This window comes from Streptomyces sp. NPDC001450 (assembly GCF_053597295.1).
In genome coordinates, this window is sequence record NZ_JBSFHY010000020.1 from 1 (window position 1) to 17,191 (window position 17,191).

Annotated in this window: 15 protein-coding genes; 5 read left to right on the forward strand and 10 right to left on the reverse strand. The window is 73.3% G+C overall.

Features of this window, described 5'->3' with window-relative positions; genetic code table 11:
- Positions 1–140 precede the first annotated feature (140 nt).
- Positions 141–1,250, reverse strand: a complete 1,110-nt coding sequence (locus ACWC5O_RS22545) for a winged helix DNA-binding domain-containing protein (protein WP_450587926.1) — start codon at positions 1,248–1,250, stop codon at positions 141–143.
- A gap of 156 nt (positions 1,251–1,406) precedes the next feature.
- On the opposite strand from ACWC5O_RS22545, the gene ACWC5O_RS22550 reads away from it, so the two are divergent.
- The 4 genes from ACWC5O_RS22550 to ACWC5O_RS22565 all read left to right on the forward strand — a co-directional run bounded on the left by ACWC5O_RS22550 (position 1,407) and on the right by ACWC5O_RS22565 (position 4,981).
- Entirely contained in the window at positions 1,407–2,549 is a 1,143-nt protein-coding gene (locus ACWC5O_RS22550; protein ID WP_450587924.1) for a magnesium and cobalt transport protein CorA, read from the forward strand.
- A 94-nt stretch (positions 2,550–2,643) separates the two neighbouring features.
- Positions 2,644–3,417: an SDR family NAD(P)-dependent oxidoreductase gene (locus ACWC5O_RS22555; protein WP_450587923.1), complete on the forward strand. Its 774-nt coding sequence runs from the start codon at positions 2,644–2,646 to the stop codon at positions 3,415–3,417.
- An 8-nt stretch (positions 3,418–3,425) separates the two neighbouring features.
- Entirely contained in the window at positions 3,426–4,400 is a 975-nt protein-coding gene (locus ACWC5O_RS22560) for an RNA polymerase sigma-70 factor (RefSeq protein ID WP_450587921.1), read from the forward strand.
- Complete coding sequence (locus ACWC5O_RS22565) at positions 4,397–4,981, forward strand: NADPH-dependent FMN reductase (protein ID WP_450587919.1); 585 nt, start codon at positions 4,397–4,399, stop codon at positions 4,979–4,981. The genes ACWC5O_RS22560 and ACWC5O_RS22565 overlap by 4 nt, the downstream gene beginning before the upstream one ends.
- Positions 4,982–5,002: 21 nt before the next feature.
- Here ACWC5O_RS22565 and ACWC5O_RS22570 read toward each other — a convergent pair whose 3' ends face one another.
- The gene (locus tag ACWC5O_RS22570) at positions 5,003–5,920 is read right to left on the reverse strand and encodes a TIGR03854 family LLM class F420-dependent oxidoreductase (RefSeq protein WP_450587917.1); all 918 of its coding nucleotides are present in this window, start codon (positions 5,918–5,920) and stop codon (positions 5,003–5,005) included.
- A 168-nt stretch (positions 5,921–6,088) separates the two neighbouring features.
- Here ACWC5O_RS22570 and ACWC5O_RS22575 point away from each other — a divergent pair, with 168 nt between their 5' ends.
- Positions 6,089–6,958: a LysR family transcriptional regulator gene (locus ACWC5O_RS22575; protein ID WP_450587915.1), complete on the forward strand. Its 870-nt coding sequence runs from the start codon at positions 6,089–6,091 to the stop codon at positions 6,956–6,958.
- A gap of 28 nt (positions 6,959–6,986) precedes the next feature.
- On the opposite strand, the gene ACWC5O_RS22580 is transcribed toward ACWC5O_RS22575, so the two are convergent.
- The 8 genes from ACWC5O_RS22580 to ACWC5O_RS22615 form a co-directional block, all read right to left on the reverse strand.
- Positions 6,987–8,294, reverse strand: coding sequence for an extracellular solute-binding protein (locus ACWC5O_RS22580; RefSeq protein WP_450587913.1), 1,308 nt, complete (start codon positions 8,292–8,294; stop codon positions 6,987–6,989).
- Positions 8,291–9,325, reverse strand: a complete 1,035-nt coding sequence (locus ACWC5O_RS22585; RefSeq protein ID WP_450587912.1) for a hypothetical protein — start codon at positions 9,323–9,325, stop codon at positions 8,291–8,293. The genes ACWC5O_RS22580 and ACWC5O_RS22585 overlap by 4 nt, the downstream gene beginning before the upstream one ends.
- Positions 9,322–10,854, reverse strand: a complete 1,533-nt coding sequence (locus ACWC5O_RS22590) for a VWA domain-containing protein (protein ID WP_450587910.1) — start codon at positions 10,852–10,854, stop codon at positions 9,322–9,324. The genes ACWC5O_RS22585 and ACWC5O_RS22590 overlap by 4 nt, the downstream gene beginning before the upstream one ends.
- Before the next feature lie 39 nt (positions 10,855–10,893).
- Positions 10,894–13,167 (reverse strand): tetratricopeptide repeat protein, encoded by a 2,274-nt coding sequence (locus tag ACWC5O_RS22595; RefSeq protein WP_450587909.1) that lies wholly within the window; start codon positions 13,165–13,167, stop codon positions 10,894–10,896.
- On the reverse strand, positions 13,164–14,804 hold the full coding sequence (locus ACWC5O_RS22600) for a trypsin-like serine peptidase (protein WP_450587907.1): 1,641 nt from the start codon (positions 14,802–14,804) through the stop codon (positions 13,164–13,166). Before ACWC5O_RS22600 ends, ACWC5O_RS22595 begins: the two co-directional genes overlap by 4 nt.
- 162 nt (positions 14,805–14,966) lie before the next feature.
- Complete coding sequence (locus tag ACWC5O_RS22605) at positions 14,967–15,425, reverse strand: TIGR03668 family PPOX class F420-dependent oxidoreductase (RefSeq protein WP_450587905.1); 459 nt, start codon at positions 15,423–15,425, stop codon at positions 14,967–14,969.
- 16 nt (positions 15,426–15,441) lie between these two features.
- Positions 15,442–16,092: a phosphoribosyltransferase gene (locus ACWC5O_RS22610; RefSeq protein ID WP_450587903.1), complete on the reverse strand. Its 651-nt coding sequence runs from the start codon at positions 16,090–16,092 to the stop codon at positions 15,442–15,444.
- 119 nt (positions 16,093–16,211) lie between these two features.
- The gene (locus tag ACWC5O_RS22615; protein WP_450587902.1) at positions 16,212–17,102 is read right to left on the reverse strand and encodes an alpha/beta fold hydrolase; all 891 of its coding nucleotides are present in this window, start codon (positions 17,100–17,102) and stop codon (positions 16,212–16,214) included.
- Between the last annotated feature and the right edge of the window lie 89 nt (positions 17,103–17,191).

Here is a 17,191-nt window from a genome sequence, read left to right on the forward strand (position 1 = left end):
GCCATGGACGGCGGTGTGCACTGCTACGACCCGGACGGCACGCTTCTCGGCCGCCTGCTGGTCCCCGACGTCGCCACCACGAGCGGCCCGCAACGCCCCCTCTCCACGCGCGTACGGCGCTGAGACGTCCGGGGGGCGGCTCAGCGCCGTACGACGGCGCCGAACCGGATGTCGTACGACGTCCCGGGATGCAACGTCGCCAGCATCCTGGCGCCTTCCGCGGTCACGTCCTCCCGCTGGGCCTTCGTCAGCTCCCCGAAGGGCTCGATGACCAGGGCGTCGCCGTCCAGCTTCCACAGGCCGGCCAGGAAGCCGTCGACGAGGAGGGTGCGGTGGGCCTGGTTGCCCTGCCAGCTGCGGCCCCAATGTTCGGGGGGTATGACGCGGGTGCGGTCGGCGTGGGAGAGGAGCAGGTTGTCGAACTCGGGGAGGAAGCGGGGCGGGGCCGGGGTGTCGGAGTCGGGGCGGGACGCGTCCGGCAGGTCGAACAGTTCGACTCCGTTCGGGTCCCGGAAGGTGAGCAGCCGCGGGCGCAGGCGTTCGAAGGCGTCCTTGAGCCGGGTGAGTCCGGCCCAGGTCTGCATGTCCTTGACGGAGGCGGGACCGAACGCGGCGAGGTAGCGCAGGACCACGGCATCCGGCGTGGGAGCCGGTTCGGCGGGGCGGCCCAGCCAGTGCTCGGCGGTGGTGAGAGTGACCTGTCCGCTGCGGCCCCACAGGCCGCGCGGGGTCACCTGGACCAGGGGCAGCCGGCAGCGGGCGGCGACGCCGAGGGACTGCGGGTCGGCGTCCGGCCACTCGGTGCCGAGCGCCTCGCGCAGCTGGGCCATGGTCCGTGGCTCGGCCTCGACCAGCTCCCGGGCGAGCGCGGCCAGCCGGTCGAGGTCGACTCCGGCGAGGCCCTTGCGGAAGTTCGTCAGCTCCCGGTCCCGGGCGGGCTGGACGAGCGGCCGGAGGGTCAGGCAGTCCTCGGCGGTGTGGGTGTGGATGGTGGAGCGCAGGGTGACGATCCGGACGGCCTCGCGGCCGGCCAGGAGCGCGGACAGCTGCTCGGGGGCGAAGCCCTCGAGGCGGGCGGCGAGGGCGTAGTACGGGGGCCTGACGTTCTGTGCCTGCAGACCGAGGAGGTGCCGTACGGCGTCCGCGGCGGACAGCGGGGAGCGGCGCAGCAGGAGCTGCCGGTCGAGGGTGGCACGGTTCAGGGCACGGGTGTCCAGGAGGGGAGCCCGCGCCGCGCTGCTCTTCGTCATGCCCGCACGCTAGCGCCGCTTGCGGACACCTTCTGTCCGTAACTCTCACCGAACCCTGGACCGATTCCGGGCGCCCGGAGCCGGAGACCGCGGCTATCCTGCACGTATACCGCTTCGTGATCACGCCGTACGCAGGCTCGACGGAGAGGCCGGCCGATGTCCGAGCGCCCCAACGGCAAGAACGGCGGCCGCAGGTCCGTCTGGCGCCGTGCCGTCACCGCAGCCCCCTCCGCCGAGACCACCACGGCCGCCCCGGAGCCCACGGAACCGGCCGAGCCGGTCAGTGTCGTCCAGGCGGCGCTGTACCGGGACGGCGTCCGCGTCTCCGCCCCCGCCACGCTCGCCGAGACCTTCCGTGAGCTGCGCGAGCAGCCCTCGGGCATGGCCTGGATCGGCCTCGCCCGGCCCACGGCGGACGAACTCCTCTCCCTGGCCGCCGAGTTCGATCTGCACCCCCTCGCCGTCGAGGACGCGATGGAGGCCCACCAGCGGCCGAAGCTGGAGCGCTACGGCGACACGCTCTTCGTCGTCCTGCGTGCCGCCCGCTACCTGGACGCGCCGGAGGAGGTCGATTTCGGCGAGCTGCACGTCTTCGTCGGTCACGACTTCGTCATCACCGTCCGGCACGGCGCGGCCCCCGACCTGTCCGCGGTCCGCCGCCGTATGGAGGACTCCCCCGAGCTGCTGAAGCTGGGCCCCGAGGCGGTCCTGTACGCGATCCTCGACGCGGTGGTCGACGGCTACGCCCCGGTCGTCTCCGGCGTCCAGAACGACATCGACGAGATCGAGACGGAGGTCTTCCGCGGCGACCCCGAGGTCTCCCGCCGTATCTACGAACTCTCCCGCGAGATGGTCGAGTTCCAGCGCGCCACCCGCCCGCTGGTCGGCATGCTGCACGGTCTGATGGCGGGTTTCGCCAAGTACGAGACCGACGAGGAACTCCAGCGCTACCTCCGTGACGTCGCCGACCACGTCACCCACACCAGCGAACGCGTCGACGGCTTCCGCCAGGCCCTCACCGAGATCCTCACCGTCAACACGACCCTGGTCACCCAGCAGCAGAACGCGGAGATGCGGGCCCTGGCGGAGGCGGGGTTCGAGCAGAACGAGGAGATCAAGAAGATCTCGTCCTGGGCGGCGATCCTGTTCGCGCCGACGCTGGTCGGGACGATCTACGGGATGAACTTCCACGACATGCCGGAGCTGGACTGGGGCTTCGGATACCCCTTCGCGATCGGGTTGATGGGGGTCGTCTGCGTCAGCCTGTACGTCATCTTCAAGCGGCGCGACTGGCTCTAGAGCCCTCGGTCCCCGCTCGGCACGGTCCGCCATGTCACAGACGGCCCGGCTGTCTCGTCTTGGGTAGCGAACACAGTCTCACCCGGACAGGAGCTTGATCGTGAACGAGCCCACCACAGACCAGAAGGTGGCACTGATCACCGGGGCGAACAAGGGGATCGGCCGTGCGGTCGCCGAGCAGCTCGCCGCGCTGGGCATGAGGGTCCTGATCGGCGCCAGAGACCCGCGGCGCGGCGAGGAGGCCGCCGCCGAGGTGTGCGCGGCGGGCGGCTACGCGCACGCGGTCACCCTGGACGTGACCGACGCGACGACCATCCGGGAGGCCGCGCGGAAGATCGAGGAGCGCTTCGGCCACCTCGACGTGCTGGTCAACAACGCGGGCATCACCGGCTCGGGGCAGGTCTCGCCCGAGGACGCCCGCGATCAGATCCCCAGCACCGTCGACCTGGACATGGTCCGATCGGTGTTCGAGACCAACGTCTTCGGGGTGATCGCGGTGACCAACGCCATGCTCCCGCTGCTGCGGAAGTCACCGGCGCCACGCATCGTCAACGTCAGCAGCGCCGCCGCGTCGCTGACCATCACCAGTGAGCCGGACGGCCCGCTGGCGGGGCTGCCGACATCGGCCGCGTACATGCCCTCCAAGACCGCGCTGAACGCACTGACCGTGCAGTACGCCCAGGAGTTGCGCAAGGACGGCTTCCTGATCAACGCCGCCGACCCCGGCTACGTCGACACGGACATCAACAACCACCGCGGGTACCTCACCCCCGCGCAGGGGGCCGAGGTCGTGGTGCGGCTGGCCACGCTCGCGACCGACGGGCCGACCGCCTGGTTCTTCAACGCGGACGGACCGCTGCCCTGGTAGCGGACGCGATGGCTGCATTGGGCACAGGTGCCGCCGAGGAGTTCGAGGAACTGCGGCCGCTGCTGTTCTCGATCTCCTACCGGATCCTCGGCAGCGTCGGCGAGGCCGAGGACGCGGTCCAGGAGGCCTGGCTGCGCTACGAGGCCTCCCCGGTCCGCCCCGAGTCGGCGAAGGCCTTCCTCTCGGCGGTGGTGACCCGCATCTCGATCGACGTACTGCGCTCGGCCCGGGTCCGGCGCGAGGAGTATGTCGGGCCGTGGTTCCCGGAGCCGCTGCTCACCGACCCCTACCAGGACCCGGAGCGCTCGGCGGAGCTGGCCGACTCGCTGTCGATGGCGGCCCTGTTGCTGCTCGAACGGCTCAGCCCGCTGGAGCGCGCGGTCTTCGTGCTGCGGGAGGTGTTCGGCTTCGGCTTTCCCGAGGTCGCGTCTGCCGTCGGGCGGTCGGAGGCGGCGTGCCGTCAGCTCGCGGTGCGGGCGCGCCGTCACATGGACGCGGGGCGCCCGCGGTTCGAGGCCGACCGGCGCGAGCGCGAGGAACTCGCCCGACGGTTCCTCGACGCCTTCCGGGAAGGGGACGTCGACGGGCTGCGGGAGCTGCTCGCCGCCGACGTGTCCATGGTCGGCGACAGCGGCGGCAAGGCCCCGCAGTGGAAGCCCGCCTTCCGCGGTGCCGGGGACGTGGCCCAGGTGCTGGCCGTGTTCGTCCGGTCGTACGCCCGGATCGGCGGCGTCATGGAGCCGCACGAGGTGAACGGACAGCCCGGCGCGATCTTCCGCGACCGGGAGGGCCGGGTCATCAACACCTGGGCGCTCGACGTCGTCGACGGGCGGATCCAGACGATCCGCTCGGTGCTCAACCCGGACAAGCTCGGGCACGTGGGCCCGGTGGCGGACGCCTGGGCGATCCTCCGCGAGGCGAACCAGGGACCGGGCCGCCACACCTTCGGCACACCAGAACCAGAACAGGAGAATCGGACATGATCAGGACCGGCGTCATCATCGGCAGCACCCGCCCCGGCCGCAACGGCGAGCAGGTGGCCCGGTGGATACGCGACACTGCGGCCGAACACGCGGGCGACGCCGCGGACTTCGAGCTCGTGGACCTGAAGGACCACGCGCTGCCGCTGCTCGACGAGACCGTCCCGGCGCGCAGGGCGCCGGGGCAGCGGCCGCACACCCGGCGATGGGCCGAGCGGATCGGCTCGTTCGAGGCCTTCATCGTCGTCACGCCCGAGTACAACACCGCCCCGCCCGCCGCCCTGACCAACGCCATCGACTACCTCTACGACGAATGGGGCGGCAAGCCGGTCGGCTATGTGGGTTACGGTCTCTTCGGCGCGGTCATGGCGGTGCAGAAGCTGCGCGCGCAGGCGGGGCCGCTGCGGATGGCGGACATCGGGCCGCAGGTGGCGCTGTCGCTGCGCGAGGACTTCGTGAACTTCGCCGAGTTCAAGCCGCAGGAGCCGCGGGTGGCGGAAGTGCACGCACTGGTGGACGAGTTGCTGGCGTGGGCGGGGGTGCTCGGCCCGCTGCGCACAGCCGTCTCCCCGGCCGCTGTCTGAAGCCCGGCGGGCGGCGGCACGTCAGCGGTTCTCCAGGGGCATCAGCTCGGCCGTGAACGCCTCGACGAAGGCGCGGCGCGAGGTCACCGGGCCCGCCGGGCGCACCACGAACTTCGACAGGCCGGCGTCGGTGAGCCGGCGCAGGTGGTCGCGGGCGTCGGCCCAGCCCCAGCACAGCAGGGTGCGCGGGTCGGCCACGTCGGGGCGGTCCTGGCGCAGCCGGGTCAGCAGGGCGTCCACGGCGTGCTCGTCGGCGTCGTCCTGGACGATCGTCAGGTAGGTGCCGTAGTGGTCCTCCTCGATCGTCCGGTCCGCGCGGTCGGCGGCGCTCACGATCCGGGCACGGCAGCCTTCGGCCTCGGCCGGGGTGATGTTGCTGCCGAGCCAGCCGTCGCCGAGCCGTCCGACCCGGTCCAGGGCGGCCGGGACCCGGCCGCTGAGCCACAGGTCCAGGGGCCGCGCGGGCAGCGGGGCGACCGAGGCCTCGTCCAGGTGGAAGAACCGGCCGTGGTGGGTGACGACCGGCTCGCTCAGCAGGGCCCGCACCACGCCCAGTGCCTCTTCGAACACCTCGGCGCGCCGCCCGTCCGGCACGGGGAACACCGTCCGGTCGGCGCGGCGGGCGGGGCGGACGCCGAAGACGGGCAGTACGCGGCGCGGGGCGAGCGCGGCGAGGCTCGCCAACTGCGCCGCGAGCACCGCCGGGTTGCGGCCGGGCAGGACCACCACGCTCATGCCCAGCTTCAGCCGCTCGGTGAGACCCGCGGCGTAGGCGACGCCGACCAGCGGATCGGCCACGCCCGGCGTCGAGACCAGGTCGGACAGCCACACCGAGTCGACCCCGTGCGTCTCCAGCTCGGTCACCAGACGGGCCAGATCGGGATCGCCGGGCGGTGTACCGCGTTCGGGCACGTTCCCCACGCCGATGCGAATCTTCATACCGGTATCAGCAATCCGCACGGGTGCAATCCTTCCTCCGGGGGGCGGGTTTGGCAGTCCCGCGGTGCCGCATGCCCTCGATCATCGGCCCTCCCGCGCCCACCGCCCCCATAAGCGGAGTCGATGGCCATAAGCGATGGCAGGGAGGGTGCCGGTTATGCTCCGGAGGTGCCCACGACGCTTGCCATGCTGCGTGCCTTCGCCGCCGTCGCTCGCACGGGTTCGTTCCAGCGGGCGGCCGACGCCCTCAAGGTGCGGCAGCCTGCGGTGAGCGACGCGATCCGCCGCCTGGAGTCCGAGGCCGGCCGGCCGCTCCTGAGCCGCACCCGCGACGGCGTTCATCTCACCGACTTCGGGCGGCAGTTGCTCGGTGACGCCCTCGCGGCCGTGGACGCGGCCGACCAGGTCGACGCACTGCTCGCGGACCGCGGGCCGCGTCTCACGATCGGTTTCATGGGGGAAGCGGCCGGCCGCCGCACCTCGTGGCTCATGAAACTCGTCAGGGAAGAGACGAACGCCGACATCGCCCTGCGCCGCTACGACTACGCCGACCCGAGCTGCGGTCTGACGTCCGGTCACTCCGACCTCGCCATCGTGTGGCCGCCACTGGACGACCCCACGATCCGGAGCCTGACCGTGGCCAGTGACCGCCGGGCGGTCGCCCTCCCCCTGGACGATCCCCTGGCCGGCCGTGACCGCGTCGAACCGTCCGAACTCACCGGACGCACCTGGGTCGTTCCGCTCTCCGAGGACCGGGCCTGGGCCGAGTTCCGCACCCCGCAGGCCGTGGGCGTCACCGACCTGCGGGACATGGTGGTGTCACGGTCCGTCGAGGAGACCCTCGAACTCGTCTCCGTCGGCCGCGGTGTCGCACTGGTCTCGGAGAGCACCGACGAGCACTACGCCCGAGCCAACGTCGTCATCGTGCCCCTGTCCGGGAACATCCACTGCTCGACCGCGCTCGCCTGGCGCAGCGCCGACCGAAGGACCGTGGTACGGCGGGTCGCCCAGGCGGCGCTCGACGCCACCGAGCCCTGAGGGTGGTGCACCAAGCCCTGGGAGTCGTTCATGGTCCCCTCGTCCGGGTGCGGTCGCATACGGATGTCAGCCAGCTCAGGCTCTCCGCGCTGCCGAGGCTGTCCAGGTTCTTCAGCAGGTCGTCCAACTGGTGCGGATCGGCCAGGAAGTCGATGGTCGCCTGGGCGAAGGCGTCGCGCACCTGGGGCGGCATGGCGTCGGAGGCGTCGAAGCAGTGGACCGCCCCGGGGTCGAGGAGGGTCCGGGCCAGGGAGCGGCGCCAGGAGGGTGTGGAGTCGCCGGCCGTGGGCTGTGCGTGGGCGTTGACGGAGAGGCCGGCCTCCTTGGCGCTCCACGCCCGCTGGGTCCCGGCGGCGGCGAGGTGACGGATCAGCTCCTGCGCCTGCGGGGTGGCGTGCAACAGGGCGACCAGGTCGCCGGAGACCTCCCACGCTTTGTCCGCGGTGGCGCCGGGGATGAGGCGGGCCGAGCGCTCGTAGCGGCCGCGCGCCTTCTTCCACGGATCCAGGTTGCGGATGAAGGAGGCCTGGTGCTCCAGGGTGCACTGGGGCGGGTTCATCGTGACCAGCTCGGACGCCTTCTGGTACTCGGTCTGCAGTGCGCGCAGGACGAGGTCCCTGGATCCTCCGGCGCCCACCATGTTCCCCCAGGTGATCCACGCCCCCTTCACCTCCTTGGACTGCCAGGGCAGCTGGCCGCGCGCCCACCGGTCGTAGACGCCGGGGCCGTACCGCTGCAGCAGGATGTCCTCGATCCAGTCGGTGCCGGGCCAGCCGCTGGTGGCGCCCGAGCCCATGCCGAGGCACCACTGGTCCGGCCGTTTCGCGGCCGTCCGGCGCTGCTGCGCGCTGATCCCCGGCCGGTACCAGACCATGCTCTTGAGGTCGGCCTTGAGCGGGAACCAGTACACGTGCCCGTTCCTGGGCGTTACCCAGGACTTGCTGAAGTTGCCCTGCGGGATGAGCTCCTCGAGCGGATGCAGCTGCCTCTGGTCCGCGTAGGCGGCGAGTTCGCCGGGGCCGGTGAGCACCACCACGTCGGGCGGTGTGCCGGCCTCGACGTCGGCGCTGAGCACCTGGCTCTCCGCGGAGCTGCCCTGGTAGTCGACGTGGACGTGGTACTTGCGCTCGAAGGGATCGATGACCGCCTCCCGGAAGTACTGCTCGTCCTTGCCCGTCCAGTTGGCCAGCAGGGTGACGGTCGGTTCCTGTCCGAGCGCGCGTACGCCCAGCACGACTGCCGCCGCCAGCACGGCCAGGCAGCTGACCAGCACGGTGACCGTGCGCACCAGGCGGCGCCGGGTGGCGGCCGCGGGGCCGCTGCCGGGGGCGCTCACCGGGGCCTGAAACGGTAGTCGTTGATGTGCTGCCGCAGACCCGTCTCGGTCAGCGCCATGAGCACGATGCCTCCCAACACGATCCACGCCGAGGCCGCCGCGCGGAAGCCGGTGTGCGCCAGGTACGCGGCGGTGTGCGGCCCCGCGTCCGTGACGGCCTGCCCGGACACCAGCCGGTCGAGCAGACCGCGGGTGTCCGTCATGCCCTGGCGCGTCCACACCGTGAACAGCACAAGGGTCGTGAACCCTCCGGCCAGCAGGGCGCAGGCGACGATGAGTTGACGGTTGAACCTGCGCCGGAAGCGGCGGCGCAGGAAGAGCTGGGTCTCCACCAGGGCCGCGCCCAGGGCGAGGACGAGCAGCGCGGTCAGGCTCCAGCCGATCCACAGCGCCCACCCGAAGGAGGTCTGCCGCCCGACCACGGCCCGCTGTTCGTCCTGCAGCCGTCTGAGCCGGTCCTCGATGCCGGTCTTCGCGGTCTTCAGCATGCTGGTCGCGTAGCTCAGGTAGGCGTCCCGCAACACGCTTCCCTGGGGCTCCAGTTGGGCCTTCTCGACCATACCGGTGTACCCGATGATCAGTCCGGCGACCGTCTGCAGGGCCTGCCGGCCGCCCGGGCCGCCCATGTCGTCGGTGGCGGTCAGGGCGAGGCTCTGCGCGGCCACCGAGATCTGCTTCTGGAACTCGCTGGTCGACGGGGTCCCCCCGGTCGCGTCCGCCTGCGCCTCGCCGAGCGCGTAGAGCGCGGTGTCGATGGCGACGACGGCGGGGGCGCTGGAGGTGCGCAGCGGGTTGGCGTCCGCGTGCACACCCTCGTAGGACAGGAACAGGGACAGGGTCAGCAGGGCCGTCAGGGCCAGCAGCAGACGCCGGCGCACGCCGAGTTCGTACGCGGTCGTGCTGCCCGGGTCCGGCGGTCGCCGCCCGGCGCCGAGGAGGCGGCCGAGGTGGCGGGGCAGCTGGGCCCGGTCGCGGGGGCCCGCGGCTGCGTGCACGCCCCTGCCCGGTCCGGTGCGGGCGTCGACGCTCATATGGCTCCCCTCAGCAGGCGTCCGCATCTGCCGCAGTACACCGAGTCCGCCGGGCCGAGCCAGGTGCAGTCCGGGCACTCGGTCAGGTCGTCGGCACCTGTCGGGGCCTGTGGACCGGCGGCCGGCGCACCTGCCGCGGGCGGACCCGCGGCGGCCTGTTCCGGTGGGGTGGTCATGGCGCTGGAGAGGATCAGGTGCTGCCAGTCGACGTCCTTGAGACCGTCGCGAACCCGGCCCGTGCCCGGCTCGGCCTCGATCCGGCGCAGGGCGCCCAGCAGTTGGGCGTCGCCCAGTTCCCCGGCCAGGGCCAGCGCCCGGGCGAGATCCCGGTCCGCCTCCGCTCTGCCCTCCGAGCGGCGCAGCCAGGCCCGGTAGGCCCGGGCCACGGCGGCGCTCGCCTGCTGGTACAGCTCGTGGCGGCGGACCCCGGGATGCTGCCGGGACGCGTCGAGCGGGTTGTCGGTCCAGCGCACCAGGACAGGCTGCGGCGCGGGCAGCCGCACGGCGGGCCCGAAGTCGGGTACGACCACCTCCACGGCGGCGAGCTGGAGGTCCTCGTCGATCTCACGGCCGGTCGGGTCGGCGGTCAGCACGACCTGGAAGTGCCGGGTCTCCTCGCCCCAGGCGCGGGTGACGTACTCGGCGCCGCGCGCGCCCAACTCGGCTCCGGTGGCAAGGAGTTCCTGCTCGTTCGGCACGACCTGCTTGACCTGGCGGATCACGGTGCCGGGCGTCGGGGTGATCTTGATGCGCAGCTCGGGGACGGCCGTGCCGAGCAGCCCGTTCACCAACTCCTCGTACGCGGTGGGCAGTTCGGACTCGCGGCGGACCGCTCCGGCCCGGCCGTGCAGCCGCCGGGTGATGCCCAGCAGGAGATCGGCGTCCCAGTCGTCGCCGATGCCCCACGCGTCGCAGACGAACCGGCCGTCACAGGCCTCCAGGGCGGTGTCCAGACGCATACTGGCGCGGTGGTCGTGCTCGTTGCGCCCGTCGGTGAGCAGCAGGACGTGTTTGACGGGCGCGGACTGTTTGCTCAGCAGCCGCCGGGCCAGGTCGAGCCAGTGGCCGATGGCGGTGCCGCCGTTCGCGTCCAGGATCCGTACGGCGCGCTCGGCGGCCTCCCGCTCGGCGGGCCCGGCGACGGCCATGACCTCACGGTCCGGGCCGGGGTGCACCACGGTGGCGTCGAACCGGCCGGAGAGCACGGCGAACGCGGTGCCCTCCGGCAGCAGCCGCAGGGCGGCGACCGTGGCGTCCTTGGCGGCGCGCAGTTTGGCGTCCGGGTGGAGCATGGAGCGGGAGGTGTCGACGATCAGCACCTCGGCGAGGGCGGGCCCGGACCCACGAGCGCCCCCGGTGACGATGCCCGGGGCACCGTTGTTCCTGACCCCGATCTCCAGGATGGCGTGCATCTCCCGGTCGCGGAACCGCCCGGCCGCGGTCGGCACGACGGGCAGTTCCTTCTCCTGGCCGACCGCGAGGGTCACCGTGATGTCCTCGGTGCTCTCGCCTCTCCCGGCCACGCTCATGGCCTCGTCCCCCTCGCTTCCCCGATGTCGTCCGCGTTCTCAGAACCTGCTCATCGGCCGCACGGCATGGGCCAGGTCGAGCAGCCGGCCGTGTTCGCCCGCGGTGCGCGCCTGCGCGGCCAGCTGCCGGAAGGACTGCTCCAGCAGCGTGCGCAGGGTGTCCTCCGCACCGGGTCCGAGCAGGTCGCCGGCCGGGAACTGCGGCCCCCAGCCCGGCTTCGGGCGGCAGTGCAGGACGTTCTCGCGGACCTCGGCGACCAGCCGGGCCCGCGACTCGCCGCCGGCGGCGCCGCCGTCCAGGTGCAGCTCGGGCAATCGGCGGTCCGCGTCCCTCAGGTCGGCCACGGACGGGGCGCGGCCGTGCAGGACGCCGGCGCGGACGCGGACGGCCGCGATGCGGGCGGCGTCATGGTGGCGGGAGGTGGCGGGGACGTCGTCGAGGACGCGTACGGCCGCGTCCCGGTCCCCCGTGGCCAGGTGGCCCCGGGCCAGGCCGAACGCGGCGGCGGTGTGCGCGAAGTCCCGGGCCCACACGGCCTCGTAGAACCGCATGGCACGGGTCGTACGGTGCTCACCGCCGTGTTCGGCGCAGTACCCGAGGGCCAGTTTGGGCACGTACTCGCCGGGCAGCGCCCGGTAGACGGCCTCGAAGCAGCTGCCGGCCTGCCGCACCTCGGCCTTGCTCAGGTGGAGCACGCCCCGGTGCCATGCGACGCGCCAGTCGTAGGCGGCGGCGCGCTCGCCGAGCAGGGTCTCGGCCTCGGCCAGCCAGCTCTGGGCCTCGCCCTGCGCGCCCTGTCTCAGGTAGGCGCGGCACAGCCACAGCGCGGTCTCGGGGGTGCCGAGGCGGGATTCGCGGGGCCACTGCCGGGCGACGCGGTCGGGGGCGTCGGGCGGGAAGGTGTCGAGCAGCAGGGCGGCGCCGTCGTCGGGGTCGGGGACCGGTTCCGGCAGGGCGCCGGCGACCTCGGCGGCCGCGGGCGGGGAGACGTCCAGCTCGGCGGGGTGCTGGCCGGGGCGGGCGGTCCAGTGGTCCAGGGTGGGGATCGCGCCGAGTCCGGCGTCGAGGCTGGCCTCGGTGGCGCGGAACCGGGTGCTGCTCTCGGGCAGTTGCTCGCCGAACTGCAGCGAGCGGAACTCGCGCAGGACCTCCCAGAGCTGGCGGGACATCTCGGCGGCCGAGCGGAACCGGGCGCGGGGTTCGGCGTGGGTGGCGCGGTCGATGAGGCGGCGGAAGGAGTCGGGGGCGAGACCGCGGGCCGGTTCGGTGCCCCGGGCCAGGGCCTGGAGGGTCATGCCGACGGTGTAGAGGTCGCTGTCGACGTGCCAGCCGCGGCTGTCGACCTCCTCCTTGGGCGGCGCGAAGCTCGCGGTGTAGACGTAGGCGGAGCCGCGGTCGCCGATCGCACGGACCGCGCCGAGGTCGATGACCTTGATCGCCCGCCCGAAGTGGATGACGTTGGCGGGCTTCATGTCGCAGTAGAGCAGCCCGCGTTCGTGCATGTACTGCAGGGCGCCGAGGATCTTGCAGCCGTAGGTGAGGACGTGGTCGAGGCGGGGACGGCCCTGGAAGACGCGCTCGGCGTCGTCGGCGTCGAAGAGCTGCTGCAGGGAGCGGCCGCCGATGTAGTCCATGACCAGGTAGCCGGTGGGCGAGCGGCCGGGGGCCCGGTGTTCGACGTAGGTGATGATGCGGACGATGTCCGGGTGGTGCAGACCGGTGAGCGAGCGGCGCTCCTCGACGGCGTTGCGGCGGGCGAGCGCGTCGTGGACGTCGATCAGCCCTTTGAGGACGACGCGGTGGCCGTCGGCACTGGTGTCCTCGGCGAGGTGGATCCAGCCGAGGCCGCCGCGCGCCAGGCAGCCGAGGATCCGGTAGTGGCCGGCGACCAGGTCGCCCTTGTCCAGCTGGGGCAGGAAGGAGTAGGGGGTGCCGCAGCGGGGACATCGGCCCTTGACCGGGGCGGGCTGGCCGCCGTATCCGATGCCGACGATCATCGTGCAGCCGTTCGCGCCGCAGCGGCGGCCGCCGGTGGGCGGCCGGGGGTCCTCGACGAGCCCGCCCTGCGGGGCGGGGACGTCGGGCAGCAGGACCAGTCCGTGCTGGTCGAGTTCGCCGACTCCGGCGACGGCGTGGACGGGCTGTGGGCCGGGCGGTTCCTCGGCGCCGGGGCCGGGCGGCGGGGGCGGTGGCTCGGACCGCGACCCGGAGCCCGGCTCGGTCCGTGGCTCCAGGTGCCGGTGTCCGCAGGTGTCGCAGTAGCCGGTGGCCATGATGTGGCCCGCGCAGCCGGGCCGGATGCACGAGGTCATGAGGTGCCCTCCCGTCCGGGTGCCGTGCCGGAGCAGAAGCCGACGAACCGCCGGGCCGCGGTCTCCGCCTCGTCCACGTCGCAGGGGCTCTGCCGCAGCAGCGACAGAGCGAGTTCGTAGAGCCGGTAGGCCTCCATGACCCGGTCGCCACCCTGGGCCGCGGCGCGTTCCCGGCACAGCGGCCACTCGGCGGTGACCCGGCCGAGGAGTTCCTCGCGGCGGCGCAGCCGGTCGTCGAGGACCGAGATCGCCTGTTCCAGGCGCTGGCGGCGGCGCTCGGCGGCGTCCTCGAAGGTGAACAGCAGGTCGGCGTGGCGGGGTTCGCGCTCCCGCTCGGGGGTGTGGGTGACCCAGGCGAGCAGCATCCGGGTGCGCCGTACGCCGGCCTCGGCCTGGTCCAGCAGCTGTCGCGTGGCGGGGTCGGCCGCCACGCGGTCCCGGCGTTCGTCGAGCGCGGGCCCCAACTCGTCGACGATGTGGTCGAGTTCGCGGTGCAGCCGGGTCCAGCGGTGGCGCAGCGGACGCCGGACGAAGGATTCGGCAGCCTGGGCCGCGCGGCCGCCCCGGCGGCGGAAGACCAGGAGCAGCCGGGCCCCCTGCTGGGCCAGCCGGTCCAGCAGGGCGAGCAGGGCGTCGGGTTCGGCTGCCTGGTCGACCCCGACCAGGACGGCGGCGAGCGGGACGCGCAGGGCGCCGAGCCGTTCGGGTCTCGGGTCGCCGCGGATGCCCAGCCGTTCGGCGATCCGGTCCATGACCTGACTGACCGTCATGTCCTTGACGTCCAGGGCGAGATCATGGCCGCCGGCCGGTGGTACGGTCTCGGGCGGGTCGTGGCTGAAGGCGCTGGTGTTCTGCTGGGTGCGCAGCTCCCGGTCGGCCAGGGTGACGGCGCGGGTGAGGGTCCAGGCGCGAGGGCTGCGGGCGGGGACGACGGTGACGAGCGCCGGCCAGCCCTCGCCCCGGAACCAGGAGGCGAGTTCGGTGGCGAACGGCACGTCGAGCTTGCCGGTGGCGCCCTTCGCGCCGGTGCGCAGGGACGGGTCGACGGCTTCGGCGCCGTCGCTCCAGGCGGCGGCCTGCGGCAGATGGCTGAGGATGGTCTCGGTGGGGCTCATGTAGCTGAAGACGGAGCCCGGGCCCTCGTCGACGCTGAGGACGATCCCGATGACCTCGTCGGTCTCGTGGTCGACCACTCCCCCGCCGCTGAAGCCCGGGGCGGCCAGCTCGCCCTGGGTCTGCGGGCGCAGCTGCACCTGGTGGTCCCGGCCGCGGGCGGCGACCAGGGTGGCGCCGTGCCAGCGGCCGCCGTCGTCGCCGGCCGGGAAGCCGTACATGCTCACCGGCCCGTGCGGCGAGGCCAGCCGGTAGAGCCGGGTGGTGTGCTCGGCGGGCAGCGGGTCCGCCAGCCGCAGCAGGGCCAGGTCGCCGATGCGGTCCCCGAAGGCGTCCTCCCGCTGCGGGACATGCTCGTCCGCCCGGACCGTGGCGGCCACGCCCGGTACGTCGGGCACCCCGACGAAGTGGACGACGTAGGTCCGGCCGGGCCGGACCACATGGGCCGCGGTGAGCACCCGGTCGGGGGCGAGGAGCACCCCCGCGCCGAGCACCTGTCCGTCCTGCTCTTCGATGCGAGCCACCCAAGGTGGCGTCCTTAACCGTGACTTGACGGCTCGCTCCCCCGTGCGCGTCATGTCACGAGAGGTTACTCCGCGTGCCCTTCCGGTACCACTGGTGTGCACGGGGTTGTCGCGGACGGGGGGATGCGGGCGTCGGCACCGGACGCCTCGCCGGGTCCGGCGTCACCGGGCGCGGGCCTCCCACCCGGTCCAACTCCGCACGGTGACGGCGATCACCGGCCCGTCCGGCGGGTGGTCCCGGTACTGCGGGTACTTCTCGCGCAGCAGCCGTACGGCGGTCGCGTGGGCGTCGCGGACGGCCGGGTCGGCCGCGTCGGGCGGCAGGACGCGGGCCTCGCCGTCGGCGCGGACCCACCACAGGTGGTCCCAGTTCTCGTCATAGGCGTCCGCGAGCAGGCACACGGCCGGGTGTGCGGCGATGTTGCGCAGCCGCTTGAGACGGGCGGTGGTCTTGGGCTTGTGGTCGACGGCGGTCACGAGCCGGTCGGCGCCGTCGAGGGTGTACCGGGCGAAGACCACCGGCACCTGGTGCGGGCGGCCCGCCGCGTCGACCGTGGCCAGCCGGGCGACCCGGGCGGCGGTGAACCGGCGCCGCGCCTCCGCCGTGGCCAGTGCGGGCATCCTCGATCCCCGGCGTTCAGCGCGCGTGCAGTGCGTCGAGCACGTCGAGCACGTCCGCGTCGGTCAGCTGCCCGAAGTCGTCGTACCACTGACCGACGGCGCTGAACCCGGCCGGCCGGAGCGGGCACACGATCATGTCGGCCTCGTCCGCGAGCAGGTCGAGGGAGTCCGGGGCGCCGACGGGGACGGCCAGCACGACCCGGGCCGGGCCCCGGCGCCATACGTGGCGCAGGGCGGCGCGGGCGGTGGCACCGGTGGCCAGGCCGTCGTCGGCGATGATCACGGTACGGCCCTTCAGCTCCGGGGGCGGGCGGCCGCCGCGGTACCGGTGCTCCCGCCGGGCCAGCTCGGTCCGTTCCCGCTCGACGGCCGGGGCGAGGCGCTCCTCGGTCAGGCCCAGGCGGTCGAGGGTGTCCGAGTCGAAGAGGGGCGGGTCGTCGGCGGCGAGGGCGCCGACGGCGAACTCCTCGTGGTGCGGGGCGCCGATCTTGCGTACGACGAGCACGTCGAGCGGGGCGTCGAGAGCACGGGCGACGGGCGCGGCGACCGCGATCCCGCCGCGGGGCAGGGCCAGGACGACGGGGTCGGGAAGTTCACCCCTGTCGCGCAGGTCTCTCAGCAGGCCGGCGAGTCTCCGTCCGGCCTCGGCGCGGTCCCGGTAGTACATGGGCCCGTCCTCTCGCCGGGGTCCTCTTCTCCCCCGTAGCACCATGGTGCGTACCTCCATGGTGCTACGGCGGCCGGAGCTGCCGTCGGAACACCCCGGGGATCCGAGGTCGAGGCGGTTCAGGCGGCACGGGCAGCCGCGAGGCGCTCGCCCTCCGCGTCCGCGCGGCGCGCGGTGGCCTGCGCGTCGACGAACCCCCGCAGGTCCGCGGTGAGCTGCTGCGCGTGGGTGGCGAACAGGCCGTGACCACCGTTCTCGTACACCTTCAGCGTGGCGTGCGGCAGCAGCCGCGCGGCGCGTTCCCCGGTGAGCGCGAGGGGTGCCGAGGTGTCGTGGGTGCCGTGCACGACGAGTACGGGGACCCGCACACCGGGCAGCTCGTCGGTGAGGTCGAGCGCGGCCACCACGGCCCGCACCCCGTTCGCGGCGCGGGGCGTGGCGGCCAGGCAGCGGTCGACGAGGTGGCGCACATAGGCGGCGGACAGCTCGTTGCCGGGCCGGCCCGCGGCGAAGAAGTCATCCGCCGAGGCGGTGAAGTACCCCGCGCGGTCGCGCCGGAAGATCTCGTCGTCGGCGCGCACGACCGCCGGGTCCACGCCCTGGGGAAGCCCCGGCGAACGGACGACTCCCGGTGCGACGCCGGCGACGAGCACGGCCCGTGCCACCCGGTCGGCGCCGTGCCGGGTCAGACAGCGCACCACCTCGGCGGTGCCGACGGAGTGCCCGACCAGCGTCACCTCCCGCAGGTCGAGGTGGTCGAGCAGACCGTGCACGTCGTCGGCGAGGGTGTCGAGGTCGTAGCCGAGCCAGGCGTCGTCGGAACGTCCGTGGCCGCGCCGGTCGAGACCGACGCACCGGTAGCCGGCCTCGGCGAGCGGCAGCATCTGGTACTCCCACAGTTCGTGTCCCAGGTACGCGCTGCTGACGAAGACGACGACAGGGCCGCGGGCGGGGCCGTGGTCGACGTAGTGCAGCCGGGTGCCGTCGACGGGGCTCTCGTAGTACGGCATGGGGCCTCCTCGGGATGGTCCGGACGGGTTCGGACGGAACGGGGCGTCCCGCCGTGCTGTCGATCCCGATCCTTCCGGGAGCCGGTCCC